Below are 25,079 nucleotides of genomic sequence, written 5' to 3' on the forward strand. Positions count from 1 at the left end.
CTTCCTCAATTAACCACCTCAAAGGTGACATCCACATCGAATGTTTCTCCTTCAAAAGTCAGATTTGTAGTACCTGAAAAGGTAGTTTCGGTTACTTCTGACAAAGCAAAAGCTGGGTTATCCACTGTTCTTCCTAGAAAAATAAATTTATCAATAGTTATAATAGACTCATCTTGAGAAAGACTCCAATTGGCAGAAAGTATTAAATCAGGGTCCGAAGGTTCACATTTTATATCGCCCTCAAGAAAGTCATAAGTAAAATCACTAACCAGCGTTATAATATTATCTGTAACACAGGGGCTTTGCGAAGCTAATAAATTAACCTCAAGTCCATTTTGCTTGGCTATTCCATCTTTTACTTTCCATGACTTAGAGCTATTATTCGTCAGTAACTCTATTCTTGCCTTTTGTTCTACATCTACTTCTTCATCTTTTTTACAAGAAGTCATTAAAAAACTTACTGATAAAAATGCAATTATTACTTTTTTCATTGTTCTGATTTAAGAAATTCTAATACACTCACCGCTGCCGATTTTGAAGCCTTTTGTTCTCCTAAAATAAGCTTTAGTTTATTATAATTATCCAACTGTTTTTCTTTCTTTTTAGTATCAAAAAGCAACTCTTTAAGATGACTTTTTATCATACCTGAGTTAAACTCATGCTGAATAAGTTCTGGAACTGCAAAATCGTCAAGAATCAAATTAACAAGAGAAATATGCTTAATCTTAACCATCCTGCTTCCTATAAAGTAGGTCAATTTATCTGCCTTATATACTACTATTTGAGGCACATTAAAAAGAGCAGTTTCTAATGTTGCAGTTCCTGACGTCACAATAGCCGCATCAGCCACACTAAGAATATCATACGTTTTGTCAAAGACCAAAATAGCATTTGGAATACATTCAAAACAATTATAGAGTGCTTGATTTACCTCCGAAATAGCAGCCACTATAAAAAGTGTATGCTTAAACTGCCTTGCTACTTTTTTAAGTTCCTCTGAAACACGTTCTATCTCCTTTTTTCTACTACCTGGCAAAAGAGCGACTATAGAATTATAACCCTCCGGAATTGTAGATTTAAAGGCGGTGTCTGGCACAAAAGCATTAATTCGCTCTACAAGCGGATTCCCCACATAAAGTGCCTTAATACCATGTTCGTTAAAATAAGCTTCTTCAAAAGGAAGAATAACTAATAGCCTATCTACAAACTTCTTTATCGATTTATTTCTGGAAGCATTCCATGCCCACGTTTTGGGGGCTATGTAATACACCACTTTAATATTATTATTCTTTGCCCATTTGGCAATTCTTAAATTAAAGCCACTGTAATCAATAAGTATAAGAACATCCGGCTCAAGGCTTAAAATTTGCTTTTTACAATCTATGAAGAGACGTCTAATTCTTCCAAAGCTCTTCAGAAAGTCCAAACCCATGAAAGCCAACTCTGAATAGTCTTGAAGTAAGTTTACACCTGCAGACTGCATCTCAGAACCACCCCATCCTTGCATAACAGCAGATGCGTCTTGGGTTTTCAGCTCCTTGGCTAAATTTCCACCATGTAAATCACCAGATTTTTCGCCAGCAATTATGAAATACTTCATAATACTATTCGCCGAAATATTGGGCGTAATGATTTTCTGTTTCGTGCAGTTTGATTTCGAATAACTCTACTCCATACCTATCTTTTAAAATAGGGCATAGCAGTCGCCATATTTCTCTTGAAAATATTTCGGTACTTGGCAATTTCCCTTTTAAAAAATCCACATCTTCATTCAAATAAGTGTGATCTACTTTGTCGATAATCACCTCACGAACTAAATCTTTCAATTTTTTAAGATCCATCACAAAGCCAGTTTCCTCATTTATTTCGCCAGTAACGGTAACATAAAGAGTCCAATTATGCCCATGAAGCCTACTACAAGGACCAAAAACCTCATAGTTCTTTTCTTCAGACCACTTAGGATTGAAAAGCCTATGTGCTGCGTTAAAGTTCTCTCGTCTAGTTATTCGAATCATTTTCACCTAAATTTCTGCAAAAGTAGCACTATTTTATTATAACCTTTTTCTTTCTACTCGGTCAAAAAGTCAATTTAATTCCCCCGCTCATCCACCTTCTTGGTTGTTCCACAAAACCAAACTCAAAATACTCGTAGTTCAGCAGATTGTTTACATCCACAAAAACCTTAAACCAACTTCGAGAATAATCTACTCTAACATCAACCAAATGAACTGGTATATAGTTTTGTAAAGGAGATTCAGCATCCCATCTAAAATTACCTTCACGCATTTTATATGTGTAAAAAGCAGAAGCTGAAATATCCTTAGTTATCCTGTAGAATGTACCTAAACCAGCTTTATGCTTTAAAAAGTTAAGTGTGTAGAAGGATTGGAAGTCTATTTCTTTCCTATCCGCCACTAAATATGCATAGTTAAACTGAATCTTCTGAAACCAAAAATTAGAATTGTTTAATTTCTTAGATAGGTCAAATTGACCAACCAGCTCTAAGCCTGCCATGTTAATATTATCAATATTCTCCATGGTAGGCACTTCTAAATCTGGTCTTTTGATTTTATCTATGGCATCGGTGGTTTGTTTGTAAAACACTGAAGCTGTAAAATTAGTCCAAGAGGTAAACTTCTTAAGTCCAAGTTCGTAATTAATAGCTTTTTCTGGCAACAAGTTTGGGTCAGCCTTTACCGTTGAGGTATTCAAATACATCTCCGTAAAAGTGGGAAATCGCAAGGATTTATTGACCGTACCATACAGTGACATGCCATTAGACACAGCATAAGAAACGTCTAAACCTGGATATAGTTTAGTTCCAAACTGAGAATTAAAATTTAGTAAGGCTCCCCCTGAAAGCATTAATTTCCCAAAAGATTTCTGTTGTTCCAGATAAGCACTAAAGTTTTGTCGTGTTTTAGATTTGTCATAAAAAATACCGGAGTAACCTTTCACTTCTTTTGGCTCTGCAAGCTCATCACCAAGCCTGTTACTCACAATTCCTTCTTGTCGCCATTCCGCACCAATAGAACTTGCTCCAAAATCAGACAAATACCTCATTTTCCATTCAATATCAATCACATTCGATTTATGAAAATTGACACTACTATAAGTTTGAGGGCTATCGATATAATTATTAAAATCGTAAAGGTCTTTATGATTTCTAACTGAGGCTATAAGCGTACCCGATAGGTTATTTGAAAAGTTATGTGTTTTTGACAAAGCTAAAAATCTACTTCCAGTCTCTTCATATTGGTCATAAAATTTAGGGTGATAAAAGTTAGATGCTCCGAAACCATTGTCCATAACTCCACCTTGAAGTGTTAAATAACCCTTTTTACCCTCAATACTTGTTTTAGCGTAAATAGAAGTCCTATCAAAGGCCGTGTTATAAGCATAACCATCGGAATGTATTTTTGATAAGGCTACAAAACTATTAGACCTAGCACCATGTATAGCCAAATTACCGTCCAATTTATATAATCCATTCTCTCCTCCTGCAATACCGACACTCGAAGCACCTTTTGCAGAAGTTTTGGTTATAATATTTATTAAACCGGAAAATGCATTTGGACCATAGACCCTAGAAGCTCCACCTTGTAAAACCTCTATTCTGTCTATCAGTTCTACTGGAATAGGTAAATTAAGCGTATGGTGTCCTGTTTGTGGGTCATTCATCTTAACTCCATCTATCATTATCAAGGTCTGGTCAAAGTGCCCTCCTCTAATACTTATATCAGCCTGAACACCAAATGGAGAACGTGACCTTACATCCACATTAAGAGCATACTGTAAAATTCCATCAATCGTTTTTGTTGGAGATTTAGCTATTTCTTCAGCAGAAATCACCGACACGTTTCTAGCCGTTTTGATAATTTCCGACCTGTTAATATTGGCGGATACTTTTATCTCTGATAAATCAAGTTGTAGGCTATCTTGCCCAAAAGAATATAGACTCATTAGAGTCATTATAAGTACATTACGAAGCATAAAATATTTGTTTAGTAAATTAGAAACCTATGAAGCGATGTTCAAGATTTCACCTTCACCAGACATTTTACTTAATGCACGAAAATCTACCTTTCCAGTTTCTGAGTGTGGAATTTCCTCAAGCTCTTTTACAAAACTTGGCATCTTAGCCTTTGGCAAACACTGTTTCAAAAAGGCTGCCAACTCCTCTTCATCATTACCCAAAGCTTTACTATTGGTCGTAAAATAAAGATTTAAACGTTTGTTGATTTCACTTTCTACTAAAACAGCCTTTTGGACTGAATCAAACGTCAAAGCAATATTCTCTATTTCTTGAGCATAAATATTCAGGGCACGTCTATTAAACATTCTGCCTGATCTACCTTTCAAAACAAGCCTATCACCCTTGTCAAAGTAACCTAAATCATCTACAGTACCATTCTCTTTATATTCCGATGAAACAAAAGGGCTAGATACCGTAACCTTATTGTCTTTCACTACTACCTTAACTTGAGGAAAAGGTTTCCCCACTGAGTGAGGAAAATTATAAATATCAGCGTTTTGATGATAGGTAATATGCCCTAATTCTGCAGCACCATAATACTCCGTCAACTTACTTGCAGGAAAACGCTCTAAAAGTTCTTTAGCCATTTTAGCTGAGAGTTTTTCACCAGCAGTCACTAAAGACTTTATATTATCATTTACAATACCATTGTTTAACAACAACTGACAATGTGAAGGAACCAAGAAACATGAGCTCACCTTAGCTTCTTCAAACATTTCCTTCCACCTTCTAGCCTTTTTTAGTTGACCTAGAACCAAGGTTCCCCCCTCCCAAAGAATGTGTAAAGCTGCGTTTAAATTGGCTGAATAAGACAATGCATCTAAAACAAAAAGTTTTTCAGACTTACTTATCCCAAAAATTTCACTTTGATGTTTAAAAGCTAACTCCCAATTGTCGTTACTTTTCCAAACGGTCTTAGGTTTGCCTGAACTTCCTGAAGTAAGAATACCAATAAATGCACCTGAAGGAACTGGTTCCTCTTGCTCAATCTCAAGATTTTTCTCTGGATAATCAGCAGGAACTACTACAACAGCTCTATTTAAAGCATTTGAAGCTAAAACGCTACACAATGTTTCAATAGGATTTCGATTAAAAACAAAGCTTTTCGCAGTAACATTTTTCTCTTCCGAAATACTTGTGTGAATACTTCTTGCTAAATCCGCATAGGACAAAGTGGTCCCATCAAAGACCACGGCGTCTTTATTTGGAAACAATTTCGCGTTACTAAGTATTCTCTTTGTTATCAATCGATGTTTTCAATTAAAATAGCACATCCAAAACCTCCTGCTACTCCAGCAGAAACTAAACCATACTTTTTTCTCCTAAGTTTCAAAGCACACAATAAATTAATAAGATTTAAAACACCCGAAGCGGCAAAAGGGTGACCAAAGGCTAAATTTCCTCCTAGAATATTTATCAAACCTTCATGGATTGTAAAATGTTTCATAAAGGCCAGTGGCTTACAAGCAAAAGATTCATTGACCTCAAAAAGGTCAATATCATTAATCTTAAGTTTATTCTTTTTTAACAACACCTCTACTCCAGAAATACAGCCTTCTGGAGCCAAATTAGGTTTAACTCCTATAATCTGTACATCAACAAGTCTTGCCAAAGGTTTACTATCAAATGCACCCTCATTACCCAATAAAATAAGTCCAGCACCATCATGATAGTCTGCAGAGTTAGTTCTATCTATGAGATGTTCAGTTTGCAAACGCTCCAACTTTTCGATAGTCAAATCTTTTCTAAACAGTTGTTCGCCAGAATTATTAAATGACAACACATGTTTTGAATATAAATCACTATCGATATACCCACGTGCCTTTTCATGGCTCCTTAATGTCCATCTAAACATTTCTTGCTTAGACAAGTCATATCTCAAAGCTAAATTCTCCGCTGCCTTTTTTAAATCAATCTCATTATGCGGTGAAAAGCTAGCCACCTTAATATGCTCTCCATCTTGATATCTAGGGTCATTTTTATTATAAACCCTTGTTGGCATTAGAGAATTGCTTTCCATGCCTCCCACTATGAGAGCATTACTTCTTTCTGCTGAAATTAAAGCATCCCCTTGTTTTATTGCTTGATAAGCTCCACCACATTGAAGGTCTATAGTAGAACTAAGTACAGACTCTCCTAAACTACTACTTAGAGCAGCATATCTTGCCATATTCCCCATAGTACCAATACTATTAGCTAGCAAAAGTTCACTTACAACTGATTTGGCTTTATAGTTTCTTTCTAAGAGTTTATTTATAAGAAAACTGCTGAGCGTTTCACTCAAAACATTTTTATAAATCCCACCCTTTTTCCCAGAAGGAACTCTCAAACAATCATAAATAAACACCTCATTTTTCATAAGTAACACAAAAATAGGGCATAAAAAAAGGTCGACCGTTTGGTCGACCTTTTAATTTATAGACATTATACTATTAGTATTTGAATATCTTTCTTGAAATTTTCTTATCACCAGTCATGATTACCACTTGGTAAGCACCTGGAGTAAAATTAGATATATCTAAACTAACTTCTCCATTTTCGAAGTCTACACTTTTGCTAAGTACTCTTCTATTGCTTTGATTGACAATAGAAACTGTAGCAGCTTTAGCATTATCCACTCTCAAGTTTAATAAATCAACAGTAGGGTTAGGATAAACATTAACTATTCCAACAGTACCTGCATCTGTACCATAAGTAAATTTAGTAGTTACGGCATCAGAACTACCTACACTGTTAACAGATTTCACAGAGTAATAATAGGTCATACCCATAGAAATAGCATCATCAGAGAAAGTAGTAACATTTCTTCCAACCTCTCCTATCTTATCTCCAGCAGTACCTAAAGTTTCAGATCTCCACACTTCAAAACCACTTTCGTTATTTGCGTCATCTAACCAAGTTAAAACGGCCGTAGTGCCATTCAATACTACATTAAGGTTGTACGGAGCATTTGGTTCAGTAGAATACTCCGGAGTAGCTGTTGCTTCTTCAGAGTAATTAGATTCACCATATTCGTTAAAAGCTTTAACTCTGAAAGTATAAGTAACACCCTCCTGAACTGGCTTGTAAGTAAAGATTGCAATATTAGCGTTGATTTTGCCAATCACTTTATATTCACCATCTCCAACTTTCACCTCAACAATACTTCCTTCTTCATCATCAGCATACTCATTCCAAGTTACTAAAATTTCCTCATCACCTAAATGGTTTGTTTGAGGAGTAGCTCCTAAATCTACTGGAGTAATAGGAGGTCCTAATGTTGTCCCAATCACCTGTCTTTCACCATAACCTCTTAAATTGTGCGTATTATTTAAGGCAGAAAGCGTAATCGTAACCTTTGCTTTCATAGGCAAATCAGGTATTGTGAAAGATGTAGCATCTTTAAACGTGAAATAAATTCTATCTTCAACGGTACCATCGCGTTTCTCTATGTGTACAAATAAATTTATCTCATCACGAATCTTATTTAAACAAGCAAGATCTTCTTGACCATTAAGCCATGCCACAGTCATTGAATTCGTGGTAATATCATAAGGGTCCGTAATGTTCATAGGTCCGTCTGGAGCCATATATGCTGGAGTACGAACAGCTAAAACACTAGAGTTTCTAATTCCTGTTTCATTTTTTGTTGTAATTACAAAATTATAATTAACACCCGGACTTAAACCTGCGATTGGATATGATGTAGCGTCTGGAGTTCCAAAACCAACTATATTTCCATTCATCCTCAATTCCCACTCGTCAAATTGACTAATATCGTCGAAAGAAAAATTAATTGTCACTTTTTCAGGACATAAATTACTAAAAGTAAAAGAGTTAGGCGTTGGAGGCAGTGCTCTATTAGTCTTAACGGTAATATTATTACTTATTTTAGAATTATCCCCCTTGTAAGCAGTTACATAGATTTTGTAAAAAGTGTTGGGGTCTAAACCCGAGATAGTAACACTCTGTTCTGGACTTCCTAGAGATAATGTTCTATTTAACTGATAAGCAGCATCACCTGCTTTCTTAATGTAAATTCTATAACCATCTTCACCAGAAACCCCATCTACAATTCCGATAACTATAGCGTTTGGTGTTTTATTCAGCTCTGAAATAGTAGTAGAACCTGTAAGTTCACTGTAAGGATAATCAACACTTTCTGCCCATGGAGACTCTTCAGTAGATGATATAACTTTAACTCTAAATTTATAGGTAGAACCATCTACCATCCCAGTAAGTGGCAAAGTGTAATCTGTACCAGAATTAAATGGCACATTAGCACCTGCAGATACCCAAGCACCTGCATTAACACTTTGTTCTACAACAAACTCCGCAGAAGCAGGATCATCAAGTAAAGACGTAGAAGGGTAAACCCATTGAATCCTACCATCAATACCATTTCCATTTGTCTGAAAGGCAACCTGAGTTGGGGCATCGGCTGGTAACAATGGAGCTAAATTTACAGTTTTAGCTACTGCACCTGACCATGCAAACATGACCAAGAAAGCCAGAACAGTATTCTTGGCCAACACGTAAGTATAATTTTTCATTTAAGAGCTTTTTTTATTTTATGGATATGGTAAAGATATAGGTTTTATATGGTGTGGTAAAAGCTTTTAATAGTAAAAATGAAGAAAATTATTTTACGGCTCTTTATTACAAAGACCATGCCTTTTCAAAAATCACTTTTTTAAGCTCCACAGCCTGTTTTACATCATGAACTCTTAGGATAGAGGCACCCTTGATAATTGCCTTTACGTTTAAGGCAGTAGTACTATTTAGAGAGTCCTCAGGAGAAATATTTAAATATTCCCAAATCATCCTTTTCCTCGAAAGACCCACCAATAATGGTAATTCTAAACTTTTGAAAATATCTAAATGCTCTAGTAACTCATAATTTTGTTTTAATGACTTAGAGAAGCCAAAACCAGGGTCTATTATAATGTCTTTTACTCCAAGTATATCCAATTCAAAAACCTTAGATTGTAACTCCTTTAAAACTTCCAATGCTACATTGTCATAGATGGCTAAACTTTTCATAGTTTTTGGTGTGCCTCTCATATGCATTAAAATATAAGGGACACTTAGCTCCGCAACTGTTTGATACATTTTTGAGTCTAAGACTCCTCCAGACACATCATTAATAATATTAGCCCCCAGCCCAACAGCAGCTTTTGCAACATCTGACCTAAAAGTATCAATTGACACCATTATCTCTGGCCATCGAGCATGAATAAACTCTATAATAGGTAAAACCCTATCCAATTCTTCATTAGTCCCTACCTCATCCGCTCCTGGCCTGGTAGAGTAACCACCTATATCTAAGATATCAACTCCTTCAGCAATCATTCCCACTACTTTTTGCTCGAGACTACCTGATAGAGAAATTTTACTTTTTTGATAAAAGGAATCTGGGGTAGCGTTTAGAATTCCCATTATTTTGGGTTGTTCCATGTTTACTAATTTCCCCTCAATGTTTATCCAGTTTCTCATTTGCCTAAAGAATGTACCATAGCTAGTAAATTTAAGACATTTATTTACCTTTATTTTATAGCTTTGCAAAGCAACAAAAAAAGCTGCAATGCAAGAAACTCAAGACCAATACAAAAGCATTATCACTAACTGCCGAGACATTTTCACTAAGAAAAACATTGATTATGGAACATCTTGGAGAATACTGAGATTACCCTCCATTACTGACCAAATATTCATCAAAGCACAAAGAATTAGAACATTACAAGAGAATGGCTTCTCGAAAGTAGATGAAGGGCAAGTTTCTGAGTTTATAGGCATCATTAATTACTGTGTAATGGCCTTAATTTTGATAGATGAAAAGGAGGAAACCAAAACTGACCTGCCTGCGGCCTATCAAGACGAAATAGATAAAGTAATGGAATTGTTATTCAACAAAAACCATGACTATGGAGAGGCCTGGCGACATATGCGAGTAAGCAGCATGACCGATATTATCTTGATGAAACTTTTAAGAATAAAGCAAATTGAAGATAATCAGGGTAAAACACTTATTTCAGAAGGCATTGAGGCTGGATATCAGGACATAATTAATTATGCGGTTTTCTGTTTAATACACTTACAGAATCAAAAAATTGAAGAATGAAATTAATTGCAAATATTGCTAGAGTTCTTGTTGGGCTAGAATTTATATTTTCTGGCTTTGTTAAAGTGGTTGACCCATACGGTACAGGTTTAAAACTTCAAGAATACTTTGAAGTTTTTGCTGTTGACTTACCTGCCTTTTCTGGCTTGTTTGAATTCTTTGCTCACCAAAGTCAATTATTATCGCTAATATTTTGTGCTTCTGAGCTAATATTAGGGGTCGCTCTACTCTTCTCTTTCAAAATGAAAAAGACATCTTGGGTTGTACTTCTACTAATGGCTTTTTTCACGTTCCTTACTTTCTATTCGGCTTACTTTAATAAAGTGACAGACTGTGGGTGCTTTGGTGATTTCTTAAAATTGAAACCATGGCATTCCTTCTATAAAGACATCATAAGTCTGGCTGTTATCCTTATCATATTTATAAATAGAAAAAATTTCAAAGAAACTGACTTTGCTAAGACTGCAACCATTATTGCAACGCTTTTAGCTTTTGGTATTGGTATTTACGCTAAAAGGTACTTACCTCTTCTTGACTTCTTACCGTATGCTGAAGGCCTTAGCTTACCTGAGCAAATGAAGCCTACTGGTATAAAACCTGAAATAGAGTACACATTTCTTGACAAAACTAATAACGAAGAAATTAGTTCGATGGAGTATTTAATGGATACTACGAAATACAAATACCTCTCTTCTGAAGTTTTAAATGAAAGTTTACTGAGCCCTAAAATTACTGACTTTGGCGTTAGCGATATTGAAGGAAATGACATAACCCAAGAATCTTTCTCAGGCGAGAAACTTTTTATAATTGTTAAGAAGTTTGAAAAAATATCAAACGATGAGCTAATCGACCTTAAAAATTTAGCGGATAAACTCAAAAATGATAACATAGAAAGCTTGCTGCTAACTTCGGCAATACTGTCAAATATCAATACTAATTATCAAGCTAACCTTCTTCCAGCCGAACTTTACAATACAGATGAAAAAGTTTTAAAAGCAATGGCAAGAACAAATTCAGTTCTTATTTTGTTGAAAGATGGCGTTGTAAAAGGAAAATGGAGTAGTCACAATATTCCAAGCGAAAAAAAGGTTTTAGAATTATTAAACCATTAATCAAGAACAAAGACAAAGATTTAAAGAATGACCACTAATATTTTTATGTTAGGAATGCCTTCGTCAGGTAAAAGCACATTAGGAAGAAACTTAGCAAAAGAGCTCGATTACGATTTCATAGATTTGGATCGTAAAATAGAAGTGAGTGAAGGAAAAAAAATCAACGAAATTTTCAGGCTAGAGGGCGAGGAGTATTTTAGAAAAAAAGAATCTGAACAACTCAAGAAAATCCCGGTCAATGATAAGCTAGTGATAGCTCTAGGTGGAGGAACACCATGTTTCTTTGACAACATGGACTACATTAAAGAAAATGGAATTAGCATTTTCTTAGACGTTTCTCCTGACAAGCTCGAAGAGCGAATGCGGACTTCTAGAAGAAACAATAGACCAATGTTTAAACTAGAAAACGAAAACCTTCTAGAAACGTTGACAAATACCTATAATAAAAGAATAGACATCTACCGTACTGCATCTATCATTATTGAAGGAGATACGGACGCTAGCACAATTCTTTGGATTCTGGAAGCTCAGTTTCCTAGAAAAGTTTGACTTCTTTATACAGATACAAAACAGCAAAAAGAGCCGACTCAATTATTTGAGTCGGCTCTTTTACTATCCTATTAAATTAATTACTTACGACCTTTATTAAGCTCGTCTTGTAGTTTCTTTAATTCGTCCCACTTTCCGTCTCTAGCTAATGCCGACTGCTCAGGCCAGGTAGTTGGGTCATGCATTTGATACCTTGAACCAGCTGCCGTTAGAATACCCTTTAAAGTATCAAAGGAAGCGTTTGCTAAGTCTCCAAAAGTATAAATACCCGCATTATGACATAGTCCTTCTATTTTAGGTCCGATTCCTTCCACTACTTTCAGGTCATCCTTTTTAGTAGGTTTAGGAGCCATAGAAGCTACCGGTGTAGAAACTCCAGCAGTTGCGGCCACCGCACCTGCTGCCGCTCCCGCCGCCGCCGCAGCTATTCCTGCTTTCTTACAAGCAGCCAAATCTGACTCCAATTTGCTGATTGTGGCTTTATACCCACTTACATCTACTGGAGCGGCTTTAGAAACTTTGCTATTTCTGCATGCTTCTAATTCACCTTCTAAGAAGTTGATTCTATCTTGTAACTCTGAAGCATGTGTTTTATATCGATTGATTTGTTTCTGAAGCCACCACCATAACAATAACAAAGGCAGCAACCAGAGTAAAAATATATCCCAAGGGAAATTAGTGATTAGACATTTTATATTTTCCATCGTTTTAATTTTAAAGTTTATCTTAATTAATCAGCCAGTCTTACTGTGGCCCTTCTATTTTTTGCTTTTCCTTCAGGAGTATCATTTGAGGCTATAGGGGCTTTCTCTCCCATACCAGAAGTAATTAATTGTCCTGCTGTAAAACCATCCTGAATTAGGAGATTCTTCAAAAGATTGGCCCTTTCCAAAGAGAGTCTATCATTAGTAACATCAGTACCGTCACTGTCCGAATGACCGACAATATTCAGTTTCCTATCGGGATGTGCTGCTAAATACTTTTTGGCGGTAGCTAAAAAATTATCTAACTCCTCAGTTCGTGTAATACTAGACTTTGCAGATTCAAAATAAACATCCAAAGGCTCGAAGAGTAATTCTTCTGCTGCTGCATCTTCTAATATTGGTGCTGGTTCTACAACTTCTACTTCTGGTTCTGCTGGTGCTATTACGGCCATATTGTCGCCATCATATTCTCCAGTAGAACAGTGAGGTTTCCGCTCGCAATTCCAAAACCAACTATACAGAAGAGACCACAACACAATAAGTAGTGGAATCAAGATTCTGTTCATGATTGTTTAGGGGTTTAAAAAAGGTTTGAGTTATTAAAAAACAATGCCAACCGTGAAAGCTTCACTATCAGCATGATAAATATACAATTATCATCGTAAAAATACAGACCCTCTTAAAAAAAATAGGTCAGATTCTCACTTAAAGAGAACCTGACCTAAAAATTATATCTATCTGAAATGAAAATTACCTATTCATTGTCAACAAGAATTCTTCATTACTTCTAGTTCCTTTCATTTTATCTAACAAGAATTCCATTGCTTCCATAGAGTTCATATCCGCAATATATTTCCTCAGCAACCAAACCTTATTCATTTCATCTTTATGCATCAGTAAGTCTTCTCTTCTAGTACCTGAAGTCATAATATCAATAGCAGGGTAAACTCGCTTATTCGCCAATCTTCTGTCTAACTGCAGCTCCATGTTACCTGTACCTTTAAATTCTTCAAAGATAACTTCGTCCATTTTAGACCCCGTATCAATCAAAGCCGTAGCAATAATGGTTAAAGAACCTCCATTTTCTATATTTCTAGCTGCTCCAAAGAAACGTTTAGGTCTATGAAGTGCTTTGGCATCCACACCACCAGACAATATCTTCCCTGAAGAAGGTACTACAGTATTATGAGCTCTCGCCAATCTTGTAATAGAATCAAGTAAAATCACCACGTCGTGACCAGACTCTGTAAGCCTTTTAGCCTTCTCTAGCACCATTCCAGAAACCTTTACGTGCTTATCTGCCGTTTCATCAAAAGTTGATGAAATAACCTCCGCTCTTACACTTCTGGCCATATCTGTCACCTCCTCAGGACGTTCGTCAATAAGAAGTATAATCAAATAAATTTCAGGGTGATTTCTAGTAATAGCATTAGCTATTTCTTTTAGAAGAACTGTTTTACCTGTTTTAGGCTGTGCCACAATCATCCCTCTCTGCCCTTTTCCGATAGGTGCAAATAGATCTAAAACTCTTGTTGACATTAATTCAGGCTTGGTACTTAACTTTATCTTTTCTTCTGGAAAAAGTGGTGTCAAATACTCAAAAGGAACTCTATCTCTTATTTCTTCCGACGTTTTTCCATTGACAGAAATAACCTTAAGTAAAGCGAAATATTTTTCTCCATCCTTAGGTGGTCTTACGGTTCCATTAATGGTATCTCCAGTCTTTAATCCGAAAAGCTTTATTTGTGAAGGAGATACGTAAATGTCATCTGGACTAGCCAAATAATCATAATCAGGAGACCTCAAAAAGCCGTAACTTCCTTCAGACATTATTTCTAATACGCCTTCATTATCAATTAAGCCGTCAAATTCTTTTATCAAATTATTGAACTGACGTTTTATCCCTTTCGAATAATCATCTCTCTTTTTCTTCTCCGCAGGATCCATATCTTCCTCTTCATCAGAAAGACCTAAATCTTCATCCGTAATATCTGGAATTTCCTCTTCTAAATCAGACAAGTCTATATCCTCTTCTTCTTCCTTTTTTACAGTTTCCTCCCCATTTGGAACTGAATCCTTAGTATCTCTTTGAATTCGTTTTCTGGTTCTTGGCCTTTTAGAAGGAGTTTCTTCTTTAGGTTTATCCGCAGCAGGCTTTGACTCCTCTTTTTGTGGAGCTTTGGTATTACCTTTTTCAAGAATTTTGTCAGTAATACTTTTCTTATTAAGGCCCTTAACGTCTATTCCTAATTCGCCTGCAATAGCCTTCAACTCTGGTAAAAGCTTAGACTTTAAATCCGATTCTTGATACATGTAAATGATTTTATAAAATAAGTTAGCGTAGGATAATCAATAGACATTGACCCTAACACGCACTTTAAAACTTAAGTTAAATTTGATTTCAAATTAAATTGGTGATACTAGATAGTGCCGAATATTTTCTATGAAAAGCAAAAATCTAGAGTTGTTGAGATGGAATCTATGAGGTCTAGTCAGATTCCAATGCAATGTTAAAACGAAAAAAATTAGAAGTCAATACATTTCGATAAAGATTTATACAAAAACCTATCATTTAAGCTAATATTCCTTCAAAAACCCTTTTAGCAGGACCTTTCAAGTAAATATTAGTGAATGTTCTGTCTGTATTTACTTCAAAAGAGACTTCCAAGTCTCCTCCCTTAGTGACAATTGCAATAGGAGATTGGCAAGCATCAACCACAAACCGATCCAAAACACATGCAGTTACACCCGTACCGCATGAAAAGGTTTCTGCCTCTACTCCTCTTTCGTATGTACGTACTTTGATTTTTTGTTCTCCGAGTGGTTCCACAAAATTCACATTAGTACCACCATTAACTGACCAGAACTCACTATTCCTAATAGCACTTCCCGCTTGAACTACATCAAGCTCATCTAAGTTATTAATGTATTTTATAACGTGTGGAGAACCTGTGTCATAAAAATGCAGACCATCTTTTACCTGTACGGCATTAGTGTCGGTCATTTTCAAAGAAACTAAGTCTGTACTTACTGAGGCCTCATGTTTACCGTCAACCGCTATAAAAGTAGTCTCATGCTCAAAAACCCCTAAATCGTGAGCAAACCTCACAATACAACGACCACCATTACCACACATGCTCCCCTCTCCTCCATCTGCATTATAATAGACCATTCTAAAATCGTAGCCTTCTGCATTTTGAAGAAGAATGAGTCCATCAGCTCCTATACCAAACCTTCTATGACACAGTACTTCTATTTCATCTTTTGTAAGATTGAAAGTTTGCTCTCTATCATCAATCATGATAAAGTCGTTTCCGGTGCCTTGATATTTAAAAAAATTCATGCCGCAAATGTAAATAGATTTCAAAAATTATAAATAAAAAAAGCCGCCTTATCAAGGCGGCATTTTCCAACACAAATTATGAAAAAGCTATTACTTATATTCTTAAATATTTTATTTCTGCTCTCTAATTTTAGCTGCTTTACCGTGCTTGTTTCTCAAGTAGTAAAGTTTAGCTCTTCTCACTCGTCCCTTTCTAAGTACCTCTACTTTTTCGATACTAGGAGACAAGATAGGGAAAATTCTCTCAACACCAATGCCATTAGAGATTTTTCTTACTGTGAAAGTTTCACCATTAGTTCCGTAATTTTTTCTTTGAATTACAGCACCTTGAAATACCTGAATACGCTCTTTGTTTCCTTCTTTGATACGTACGTGAACATTTACTGTATCTCCAGCTTTAAATTTTGGATGCTCAGTTTGTTCTCCGGCGAGCTCTTGCTCTACCATTTTGATTAAATCGCTCATTTTATTCTTTATTATATAGTATAAACATCTAAAGAAAGAGGCTACGGTTCAGGAATCGATGTAGCGTATCTAAAAACAGACCGCAAAGGTAATTTATTTTTAATTAATTTCAAACGTCTACAAGAAAGAATCTTAAGCCAGAAAACTTCATACAATCCTAAGTACCATATCATACACTTAGCTTTACAATACTTACCTTTGCTCTACAAGCTAGCTAATTTCAATGATAAGTTTCCCAAACGCCAAAATCAATATCGGCCTTAACATTCTGAATAAACGAGAAGACGGCTTTCATAATATCGAATCCATCTTTTACCCAATAGCATGGCAAGATGCTTTGGAAACCTGCAAATCTGATAGTTTTGCGTTTAACTCTTCCGGTTTGGACATTCCTGGAGATACCAAAAATAACCTCATCATTAAAGCGTATAATCTCATAAAGAATCTCATTCCTAAAGAAGAGAGTGTCAAAATACACCTTCATAAGGTTATACCAATGGGAGCTGGCCTTGGTGGAGGGTCTGCAGATGGAGCTTTTGCTTTAAAGTTGCTCAACGAGCTGTTCAAATTAAATTTAAACGACGACGTGCTCGAAAGTATGGCTGCTGAACTAGGCAGCGACTGCCCGTTTTTTATTAAGAACAAGCCTGTTTTTTGTTACGACAGAGGCATTAAGTTTAAAGAAATAGATTTAGACCTTTCAGATTACAAAATCATTGTAGTTAACCCAAACATTCACATCAGCACGGCAGAAGCTTATGGGGCTATCACACCAATTCTTCCTAAATCAGACTTATTAGATGCTATTAAATCACCTATGACAGGGTGGGCAGGATTAATCACAAATGATTTCGAGGAACCTTTGGCAAAAAAATACCCTAAAATTCAAGAGGTCAAAGAACAGCTATATCAACTAGGTGCCTGCTATGCCTCTATGACAGGCAGCGGCTCTACTGTTTATGGTATTTTTGATAAAACGATTGACACCAAAAAACATTTTGAAGGCTTAACCACTTGGCAAGGCCAAATGCTGTAATGCTACACAAAACCAAAGGCATAGTGATTGGCTACATTCCTTATAGGGAAACGTCCATTATTGTCAAAGTGTATACAGAAAACTTTGGCATCCAGAGTTATATTGAGAATGGCGTAAGAACGGCTAAAGGGAAAAATAAAATTGCTCTTTTTCAACCCATGACCCTTCTTGACTTGGTGGTTTACCATAATGACAAAAAAGACCTGCACAGAATATCAGAGATTAAATGCACTACTCCCCTCCTCAGCATCCCCTATGATATCAAAAAGTCTAGTATTGCTATATTCTTAAACGAAGTACTTAATAAAACGCTAAAAGAGCATATTGACAATGAGCAACTCTTTTTCTTTCTATACCAAGCTATATTGACACTTGATGCTCAAAAGGAAAATATTGATACTTTTCACTTAACTTTTCTCGCCAAATACTCTCACCATTTAGGTTTTGCTCCGCAAAGCTCTGACGAAATTGAAACACAATTTACCGAGTTTGAAATTCATATTCCTGTGGAAACAGAGACTAAGAAATACCTTAATCTATTATTTCAATCAGATTTTACTGACCAAATTCTTGTCAACAAAAACTTCAGAAACCACCTTCTAGATGTTATGCTTGCCTTTTACAGAATACATCAAGAGGAATTTGGAGAATTAAAGTCTCTTCAAGTTTTAAGACAATTGGTTAATTAGCACGAAGGCGAAGCATTAATTTAACATATTTGCCAAGGTTAGTTACCACCTCGCCAGACTCGTAAAAAGAAACTAAACCAGAACCCTCCGTTTTTAGCAGTCCTTCCTTTTCTAAGATCCTTTTGACCTGATTTGCTGTGCCTTCATTTCCGTCAACCGTTTTCAGGTTTTCGAAAAGTTTTTCAATCAAATCTTCATAAAACGTAAAATGAGTGCAGCCCAAAACCATATAATGGTAATCTTGGGTATTATAAGTTTCAATTTGTTCTTTTAGATAGCCCTCCACCTCTTCTCCATCAAAAACACCTTTTTCAGCAAATTCGACCAACTTAGGTAAAGCTACATTGCTTATTCTATCTTCTATAGCAAGAGAAGCCACTAGGTTTTTATAACGATTAGCTGCCAATGTTACTGGGGTAGCTGCCGCCAAAATCCTTTTAGAATCGTCAAAGTCTGCCGCTACTTTGACCGCAGGCTGAATAGCTACAATAGGAAAACTGTATTTCTCTCTTAAATACTCAATGGCTACATTAGTGGCAGTATTACAAGCCAATACTATCATCTTAGCCCCTTTTTTTCTTAAAAAAAGTACTGCATTCTCAACAAAACCTAGAATTTGCTCAGGCGTTTTATAAGAATAAGGAACATTGGCAACATCCGCATAGTACGCAAAGTTTTCCTTTGGGAGCTTTTTGGTAAGCTCATGAAGTAAGGTTAATCCACCAATTCCAGAATCAAAAACTCCTATCAAACTTGAAAATTAAAAGGTCCGTTTTCAAATATAAATCACCTAAAGACAATGCACAATAAAAGCTAAAACTTTGGGCAATTAGCCCATCTTAGCCAAAGCCTCTTCTAAGGCTTTTATTTTAGATTCCGCATCAGCCAATTTATCTCTTTCACGCTGCACAACTTCTGGTTTTGCATTATTCACAAAACGCTCGTTGCTTAATTTCTTTTCTACAGAAACTTTAAAGCCTTTAGCATATTGAAGCTCTTTCAACATGTTTTCCTTTTCAGCTTCTTCATCAAGATTATCGCCTAAGTCTAGACCATACTCATCAGATTTTAGAACCATGGTAAGGCCAGAAGCCTCATCCACAAAGGAAATCCCTGAAAGGTTTCCTAACTTAATTAAAAGAGAAGACAATACCTCAAACTTAGAAGAATCTGAAGTTTTAACATTCAGGTCTAAAACCTCTTTTGGAGAAATCTGTTTCGATTGACGCGTGTTTCTTATCCAAGAAACCACTTCGAAAAGCTCATCAAAGTGACCTATTAAAGTCTGGTCTACTTCTCCTCCTACTGGAAATGGAGCCAAACAAATAGATTCTTTCTCGTCTCTTTCTTGTAAATTTTGCCAAATTTCTTCCGAAATAAATGGCGTCCATGGATGCACCAAACGCATTAACTCTTCAAAGAAAGTTACAGTTGCCTCATAGGTTGTTTTGTCAATTGGCAATCCTTTCCCATCTACATAAGCAGGTTTTACCATCTCAAGATACTGAGAACAGAAGTCGTTCCAGATAAGGTTATAAGTACTCAAAAGAGCATCAGACATACGATATTTATCGTAATGGTCTTTTACTTCAGCTATGGTTTGATTCAGTTTTGACCTAAACCATTTTATAGCTGGATTCTCAACCGCAGTAGCAGAATCCGCTACTTCCCAGCCTTTCACCAACCTAAATGCATTCCACATTTTGTTAGAGAAGTTTCGGCCTTGCTCACATAGTTTCTCGTCAAATGGCAAGTCGTTTCCAGCAGGAGAGCTGAAAAGCATTCCTGTTCTTACACCATCTGCACCATACTTTTCCATTAACTCAATAGGGTCAGGAGAATTCCCTAAAGATTTTGACATTTTACGGCCTTGTTTATCTCTTACAATTCCTGTCAGATAAACATTTTCAAAAGGCTTATCTCCCTTATATTCATAACCCGCAATAATCATTCTGGCTACCCAGAAGAATAAAATCTCGGGAGCGGTTACTAAATCATTGGTTGGGTAATAATAATTGATATCCTCATTTTCAGGATTTCTTACGCCATCAAAAACAGACATTGGCCAGAGCCAAGAACTAAACCAAGTATCAAGAACGTCCTCATCTTGGGTCAAATCTTTTTCACTAAGAGCAAATAATTGATATTTATCTCTTGCTATGCGTAAAGCTTCTGTTTTGGTTTTGGCTACTATACATGTTCCATCTTCCATATAAAAGGCTGGAATTCTATGTCCCCACCAAAGCTGACGGCTGATACACCAGTCACGAACATTTTCCATCCAGTGGCTGTAAGTATTCTTAAACTTACCTGGAATTAACTTAATGGTATCATCCATTACGTTTTTCAGAGCTGGCTCGCTCAATCTTTCCATTTTAAGGAACCACTGCAAAGAGATTTTAGGCTCAATCACCGCACCAGTTCTCTCTGAAGTACCCACATTAGAAGTGTAGTCTTCCACTTTTACCAAATGCCCTGCTTCGTCCAGCATTTTGATAATTTTCTTACGAGCTACAAACCTATCTTCACCTACTAAAATTTGAGCTTTCTCATTAAGCTTAGCATCGTCTGTAAGTAAATCAATTACTTCCAAATCATGCTTTTTGCCTAATTCAAAGTCGTTTTGGTCATGAGCTGGCGTTACTTTTAAGCAACCCGTACCAAACTCCACATCCACGTATTCGTCGGCTATTATCTTTATCTCTCTATTGATAAGCGGAATTTTGACCGTTTTACCAATCAACTTTTGGAAACGCTCATCTTCAGGATTTACACATATAGCAGCATCTGCCATGATGGTTTCTGGCCTGGTGGTGGCTATTACCACATCACCATCCGCTCCTTCATACCTTATATAAACAAGTTTCTGAGGTCTTTCTATTGTATTCACCTCTTCATCAGAAACCGTAGTTTTAGCTTGTGGGTCCCAGTTTACCATGCGGTACCCTCGGTATATATCGCCTTTATTATATAAGTCTACAAAAACATCCATCACAGACTCATAGAGGGCGTCTTCCATGGTGAAGCGAGTTCTGTCCCAATCGCACGATGCACCTAGTTTTCTTAATTGACTAAGAATTATTCCTCCATATTTCTCTGTCCACTCCCAGCAATACCCTATAAACTCTTCTCTGGTGAGGTCGTCCTTATTTATACCTTTCTCTTTAAGCATGGCCACCACTTTGGCTTCTGTGGCTATAGAGGCGTGGTCTGTTCCAGGAACCCAGCAAGCTTCTTTACCTTCCATTCTAGCCTTACGAATAAGCACATCTTGGATGGTATTATTGAGCATATGCCCCATATGAAGCACTCCTGTGACGTTAGGCGGAGGAATGACAATACTATATGGCTCTTTGTCTGGGTTTGGTTTTGAAGCGAAAAACTTGTTTTCAATCCAATACTCATACCATTTATCCTCTATTTCTTTGGGATTATACGTCTTTGAAATTTCCATTCCGTCTGCTTATTAAAAAAGGCCTTTTTAAAGGACCATTAAATGAAGCCGCAAAATTAGGGAATTTGGATTGCTTAGGAAGTAGATTTTTCAAAGCGTATGAAAATAAGCATCTTTGGTGTATAGAATTTTCAACAAATGAGAACCAATATAGAAATAGATCAGAAAAAGATTGAAGTCCTAAGGCAATTGACTGGGCTAAAAACCGAAAAAGATATTGTGGACCAAGCTTTAGAAGCCTACATTGCAAAGATGTCTAAACTTGCTCTTTTTGAAATGAAAGGAAAAGTATCTTGGAAGGGAGACTTAAAATTATGGAGAAGTCCAAAAAATGACTAAAATGTTGGTATGCCGTCCATAATCAAATCACTTTACTCTATTTAAAAACAAAGACTTTGAAATGATTGAGCATGAAATACCTTTAAAGACAATCAAATAATCTTACTCAACCGACTTCCACAGCCCAGCTTCTTTCAAAACTTTGGCCAGCGGCTAATTCATTTATACCTTCTTTTTGAGATAGGTCTTGATTATGGTCAACAGAATCTGCAATACCGCACCAAGGCTCCAAACAAACAAAATTCGCGTTTTTAGCTGCCCAAATCCCGAAGAAAGGAAAATCTTTAAAAGTGAACTTAAGATAGTTTTCAGACTTGTCAGACTTTAACAAAATAGACTCCGACTTTAGACTCTTAAACACCAAAGCGTCTTCTTCAAATAACTCTTTGGTCAAGTTTAGCTTCCCTTCTTCCAGCGATAAGTCAGAAGGTTGCGTTTTTATCAGACCTTCAGCACTCAATGGCCAACGCTTTAAATTTTCATCCTCGTCAAAAGCCAAAGAATAATCATCATAAGCGGCTTCTCCCTTTTCAAACGGAACAGCAAATGCTGGGTGAGCCCCTAAAGAAAACAGCATTTTCTCCTTACCTATATTCACAACCTTATATAGCACACTTAAGGAAGCTCCTTCTAGCTGATAGGTTATATAGAAATCAAAGTGAAAGGGATATACCTTTAAAGTCTCATCAGATGAAGAAAACTTGAAGGTAGCATGATTTTTATCTCTGCTGACCTGCTCAAACATATTATCTCTAGCAAAACCATGACGCGGTAAAGTGTAAGATTTGCCCTCATATACATAGCTACTGTCTTTCAAACCTCCGACAATCGGAAAAAGAACAGGTGAGCTTTTCCCCCAAAAAACAGGGTCGGCGTCCCAAATATGCTCTATGCCTGTTTTTTTATTAACAAGGCTTCGTAGCTCAGCTCCTTTAGGTTTTATCCAAACTTTGAGCGAGTCGTTTTCTAGGAAAATCATCTTTCTGATATTAAATTATGTCGAAAGAACCTTAAAATTGTTGGTTATACCATAGGTATGGTTGCTTTTCATCTTCAAAATCTTAAAACTTCACAGACTTACTTTGTTTAATTATAATATTACCACTACTTTTGCAGCCCATTATACCGAGCTGGAGTGAATGGTTCTTTCGGCGGCGGCATTTGTAACAAATAAAAAAGCAGAACCTGATGGCACAGAAAATCAGAATTAAACTTAAGTCATTCGACCACAATTTATTGGACGGATCGGCAGAGAAGATTGTTAAGGCAGTTAAATCAACTGGAGCAGTTGTTAGCGGTCCTATTCCTTTACCAACACGTAAAGAGAAATTCACAGTACTTCGTTCTCCACACGTATCTAAGAAGTCTAGAGAGCAGTTCCAATTATGTACTTACAAGAGATTGATAGATATCTTCTCTGCAAGTCCTAAAACTGTAGACGCCCTAATGAAATTAGAGCTTCCTTCTGGTGTTGATGTTGAGATTAAAGTATAACTTTAATTCTTAAGAATATTAAGAAGCCTTTTAGAGAAATCTGAAAGGCTTTTTTTATACCTTTTTGGAATCGATAAATTCCTTAAATGCTTTCTTATAAGAGTCGCTTATTGGGAAAAATTGGTCAAGAATCTTCACCTTATCTCGTTCTATCTCTTCTATAGCCTCAAAAGCTATAATGGTAGAGTTATGAATCCTGATAAACATATTAGATGGCAAAGACTCCTCTAAGGACTTCATTGTTTGCAAACTTACTATCTGCTTATTGGCTGTTTTGACTTTGACGTAATCTTTTAAAGACTGGATATATAAAATATCCTTCAGTCTAATTTTAAGCAACTTAGTACCGTCTTTAATAAAGATAAATTCATTGGAAGGAACGCTTTCCTGACTCTCCACCACTTTTATGACCGGTTGTTTTTCCTTAAAACGTTGTGATACCTTTTCCACGGCTTTCAGAAAACGCTCAAAAGTGATAGGTTTTAAAAGATAATCTGTCACATCTAAATCAAAACCTTCAATAGCATACTCCGAGTAAGCCGTAGTAAGTACCACCATAGGTTTCTTTTGTAAGAGTTTCAAAAGCGTAAGGCCGGTAATCTCTTTCATCTGAATATCAGAAAAAAGCAAATCAACCTCCTCTTCTCTCAAAAACTCTAAAGCCTGCAGCGGATTCCCGAATGATTTCAAAAGTTCTAATGAAGGCGTAGTTCTTACATATTCCTCCATGAGCTTTCTTGCCAAAGGCTCATCTTCCACTATTATACACCTGATTTTCATAAATCGATATCGAGTTTAACTTGGTAAGTTTTATCGTCTTCCAATATATCTAATCTATGCTGGTTTTCATAACTAAGATTAAGTCTTCGCATGGTATTTTTCAAGCCTATTCCAGACTTTTCACCTTCCGATACATTCTCATTTTTACTATTCGTGACCTCGTAATAGCAGTGTTCCCCTTCAAACTTGAATTTAACTTTTACCCATGAACCTTCATTGGAATGCGTGGTTCCGTGCTTAAAGGCATTTTCTAAAAAGGTAATGAAAATTAAAGGCGCAATACTTAAGCCTATATACTCACCCTCAATACTCAACTCTAAAGGAAAGTCATCTTCTAAGCGGAGCTTTTCTAAATCAATATAATTTTGGATATACTCTATTTCTTTAGAAACTGGAACTAGCTCATTATTTGCCTCATAAATCATGTATCGCATCATTTGCGATAGTTTGGAAATAACCTCCTTCGTATTTGGGGAGTTGGTATGAGCTAAATAATATAAATTGTTCAGTGTATTGAAAAGAAAATGTGGGTTTATCTGATCTTTCAAAAACCTTAGTTCTGTAGCCAATTTCTCATTCTCAATCTCCTTACGTTTTGCGTCCAATTCGAACCAATCTTTCAAAAAACGTAACAAAGAGACAAAAGTGACTATTACCACTGTACTAAAAGCATGCTGAATAATAAACTTAGAAGAGTATAAAAAAGAAAAAGCTCTTTCAGAAGCCTCCATGTAAATCATCCGCTTCAGCCAAATCTGAACACTTACTATAAAAGCTAAACTGGCAATTAAGCCCAATACATACTTTCCATTTTTTTTCTCCTTTAATACAATGGGCAGTAAGACGAAATAGTTAAAATAGCTAATAGTAGCCATGGTAGAAACCTGCATGATGGCATCTAAAAACGACCTTAAATAATTAGGTTCCATACCCCTTTTAGGCCAAGAAACTATGAAGAAAAAGAAAGAAAAGTAAACA

The 25,079-nt window shown here is 36.2% G+C and carries 25 protein-coding genes; 7 read left to right on the forward strand and 18 right to left on the reverse strand.

Annotated elements, in window-relative coordinates; translation table 11 throughout:
* Positions 1-5: 5 nt before the first annotated feature.
* The 8 genes from AADJ06_RS08415 to folP form a co-directional block, all read right to left on the reverse strand.
* Complete coding sequence (locus tag AADJ06_RS08415; RefSeq protein ID WP_341225988.1) at positions 6-491, reverse strand: hypothetical protein; 486 nt, start codon at positions 489-491, stop codon at positions 6-8.
* The gene (lpxB, locus tag AADJ06_RS08420; protein WP_341225989.1) at positions 488-1,600 is read right to left on the reverse strand and encodes a lipid-A-disaccharide synthase; all 1,113 of its coding nucleotides are present in this window, start codon (positions 1,598-1,600) and stop codon (positions 488-490) included. The genes AADJ06_RS08415 and lpxB overlap by 4 nt, the downstream gene beginning before the upstream one ends.
* A gap of 4 nt (positions 1,601-1,604) precedes the next feature.
* On the reverse strand, positions 1,605-2,015 hold the full coding sequence (locus AADJ06_RS08425; protein ID WP_341225990.1) for a 6-carboxytetrahydropterin synthase: 411 nt from the start codon (positions 2,013-2,015) through the stop codon (positions 1,605-1,607).
* A 61-nt stretch (positions 2,016-2,076) separates the two neighbouring features.
* Positions 2,077-3,993 (reverse strand): TonB-dependent receptor, encoded by a 1,917-nt coding sequence (locus tag AADJ06_RS08430; protein WP_341225991.1) that lies wholly within the window; start codon positions 3,991-3,993, stop codon positions 2,077-2,079.
* A 27-nt stretch (positions 3,994-4,020) separates the two neighbouring features.
* A complete protein-coding gene (locus tag AADJ06_RS08435) occupies positions 4,021-5,250 on the reverse strand; it encodes an AMP-binding protein (RefSeq protein WP_341225992.1) in 1,230 nt (409 codons plus the stop codon).
* 29 nt (positions 5,251-5,279) lie between these two features.
* Positions 5,280-6,395 carry an acetyl-CoA C-acyltransferase gene (locus AADJ06_RS08440; protein WP_341225993.1) on the reverse strand — a complete coding sequence of 372 codons (1,116 nt, stop codon included), beginning with the start codon at positions 6,393-6,395 and terminating at the stop codon, positions 5,280-5,282.
* A gap of 73 nt (positions 6,396-6,468) precedes the next feature.
* Complete coding sequence (locus AADJ06_RS08445; protein ID WP_341225994.1) at positions 6,469-8,568, reverse strand: fibronectin type III domain-containing protein; 2,100 nt, start codon at positions 8,566-8,568, stop codon at positions 6,469-6,471.
* Positions 8,569-8,674: 106 nt separating this feature from the next.
* Positions 8,675-9,511 (reverse strand): dihydropteroate synthase, encoded by an 837-nt coding sequence (gene folP / locus AADJ06_RS08450; protein ID WP_341225995.1) that lies wholly within the window; start codon positions 9,509-9,511, stop codon positions 8,675-8,677.
* 88 nt (positions 9,512-9,599) lie between these two features.
* On the opposite strand from folP, the gene AADJ06_RS08455 reads away from it, so the two are divergent.
* From AADJ06_RS08455 to AADJ06_RS08465, 3 genes are read left to right on the forward strand one after another with little or no spacing between them, the layout of a single operon-like run.
* A complete protein-coding gene (locus AADJ06_RS08455; RefSeq protein ID WP_341225996.1) occupies positions 9,600-10,136 on the forward strand; it encodes a DUF1599 domain-containing protein in 537 nt (178 codons plus the stop codon).
* A complete protein-coding gene (locus tag AADJ06_RS08460; protein WP_341225997.1) occupies positions 10,133-11,248 on the forward strand; it encodes a BT_3928 family protein in 1,116 nt (371 codons plus the stop codon). The genes AADJ06_RS08455 and AADJ06_RS08460 overlap by 4 nt, the downstream gene beginning before the upstream one ends.
* Before the next feature lie 27 nt (positions 11,249-11,275).
* Entirely contained in the window at positions 11,276-11,797 is a 522-nt protein-coding gene (locus tag AADJ06_RS08465) for a shikimate kinase (RefSeq protein WP_341225998.1), read from the forward strand.
* Between the two features lie 80 nt (positions 11,798-11,877).
* Here the strand turns inward: AADJ06_RS08465 and AADJ06_RS08470 are convergent, their stop codons facing one another.
* The 5 genes from AADJ06_RS08470 to rplS all read right to left on the reverse strand — a co-directional run bounded on the left by AADJ06_RS08470 (position 11,878) and on the right by rplS (position 16,309).
* On the reverse strand, positions 11,878-12,501 hold the full coding sequence (locus AADJ06_RS08470; RefSeq protein WP_341225999.1) for a hypothetical protein: 624 nt from the start codon (positions 12,499-12,501) through the stop codon (positions 11,878-11,880).
* Positions 12,502-12,527: 26 nt separating this feature from the next.
* Positions 12,528-13,067, reverse strand: a complete 540-nt coding sequence (locus AADJ06_RS08475) for an OmpA family protein (protein WP_341226000.1) — start codon at positions 13,065-13,067, stop codon at positions 12,528-12,530.
* A gap of 184 nt (positions 13,068-13,251) precedes the next feature.
* Positions 13,252-14,814 (reverse strand): transcription termination factor Rho, encoded by a 1,563-nt coding sequence (rho, locus tag AADJ06_RS08480; RefSeq protein ID WP_341226001.1) that lies wholly within the window; start codon positions 14,812-14,814, stop codon positions 13,252-13,254.
* A gap of 259 nt (positions 14,815-15,073) precedes the next feature.
* A complete protein-coding gene (gene dapF, locus AADJ06_RS08485) occupies positions 15,074-15,844 on the reverse strand; it encodes a diaminopimelate epimerase (RefSeq protein WP_341226002.1) in 771 nt (256 codons plus the stop codon).
* A gap of 111 nt (positions 15,845-15,955) precedes the next feature.
* A complete protein-coding gene (gene rplS, locus AADJ06_RS08490) occupies positions 15,956-16,309 on the reverse strand; it encodes a 50S ribosomal protein L19 (protein WP_341226003.1) in 354 nt (117 codons plus the stop codon).
* A gap of 223 nt (positions 16,310-16,532) precedes the next feature.
* Between rplS and ispE the strand changes: the two genes are divergently transcribed.
* On the forward strand, positions 16,533-17,345 hold the full coding sequence (gene ispE, locus AADJ06_RS08495) for a 4-(cytidine 5'-diphospho)-2-C-methyl-D-erythritol kinase (RefSeq protein ID WP_341226004.1): 813 nt from the start codon (positions 16,533-16,535) through the stop codon (positions 17,343-17,345).
* The gene (gene recO, locus AADJ06_RS08500; RefSeq protein ID WP_341226005.1) at positions 17,345-18,034 is read left to right on the forward strand and encodes a DNA repair protein RecO; all 690 of its coding nucleotides are present in this window, start codon (positions 17,345-17,347) and stop codon (positions 18,032-18,034) included. Before ispE ends, recO begins: the two co-directional genes overlap by 1 nt.
* Here recO and murI read toward each other — a convergent pair.
* Together murI and AADJ06_RS08510 are read right to left on the reverse strand one after the other, a co-directional pair.
* Positions 18,027-18,785 carry a glutamate racemase gene (gene murI, locus AADJ06_RS08505; RefSeq protein WP_341226006.1) on the reverse strand — a complete coding sequence of 253 codons (759 nt, stop codon included), beginning with the start codon at positions 18,783-18,785 and terminating at the stop codon, positions 18,027-18,029. The genes recO and murI overlap by 8 nt on opposite strands.
* Before the next feature lie 78 nt (positions 18,786-18,863).
* Positions 18,864-21,488 (reverse strand): valine--tRNA ligase, encoded by a 2,625-nt coding sequence (locus AADJ06_RS08510; RefSeq protein ID WP_341226007.1) that lies wholly within the window; start codon positions 21,486-21,488, stop codon positions 18,864-18,866.
* 138 nt (positions 21,489-21,626) lie between these two features.
* On the opposite strand from AADJ06_RS08510, the gene AADJ06_RS08515 reads away from it, so the two are divergent.
* The gene (locus AADJ06_RS08515) at positions 21,627-21,827 is read left to right on the forward strand and encodes a type II toxin-antitoxin system VapB family antitoxin (RefSeq protein ID WP_341226008.1); all 201 of its coding nucleotides are present in this window, start codon (positions 21,627-21,629) and stop codon (positions 21,825-21,827) included.
* A 106-nt stretch (positions 21,828-21,933) separates the two neighbouring features.
* Here AADJ06_RS08515 and AADJ06_RS08520 read toward each other — a convergent pair whose 3' ends face one another.
* Positions 21,934-22,806, reverse strand: a complete 873-nt coding sequence (locus AADJ06_RS08520; RefSeq protein ID WP_341226009.1) for an aldose 1-epimerase family protein — start codon at positions 22,804-22,806, stop codon at positions 21,934-21,936.
* A 209-nt stretch (positions 22,807-23,015) separates the two neighbouring features.
* Between AADJ06_RS08520 and rpsJ the strand changes: the two genes are divergently transcribed.
* Positions 23,016-23,321 carry a 30S ribosomal protein S10 gene (rpsJ, locus tag AADJ06_RS08525; RefSeq protein WP_111371182.1) on the forward strand — a complete coding sequence of 102 codons (306 nt, stop codon included), beginning with the start codon at positions 23,016-23,018 and terminating at the stop codon, positions 23,319-23,321.
* 54 nt (positions 23,322-23,375) lie between these two features.
* Here rpsJ and AADJ06_RS08530 read toward each other — a convergent pair whose 3' ends face one another.
* Positions 23,376-24,101: a LytTR family DNA-binding domain-containing protein gene (locus AADJ06_RS08530; protein ID WP_341226010.1), complete on the reverse strand. Its 726-nt coding sequence runs from the start codon at positions 24,099-24,101 to the stop codon at positions 23,376-23,378.
* Positions 24,098-25,030 carry a sensor histidine kinase gene (locus tag AADJ06_RS08535; protein WP_341226011.1) on the reverse strand — a complete coding sequence of 311 codons (933 nt, stop codon included), beginning with the start codon at positions 25,028-25,030 and terminating at the stop codon, positions 24,098-24,100. The genes AADJ06_RS08530 and AADJ06_RS08535 overlap by 4 nt, the downstream gene beginning before the upstream one ends.
* Positions 25,031-25,079: the final 49 nt, after the last annotated feature.

Source organism: uncultured Arcticibacterium sp. (assembly GCF_964021845.1).
In the GTDB taxonomy this organism is placed as follows: Bacteria; Bacteroidota; Bacteroidia; order Cytophagales; family Spirosomataceae; genus Arcticibacterium.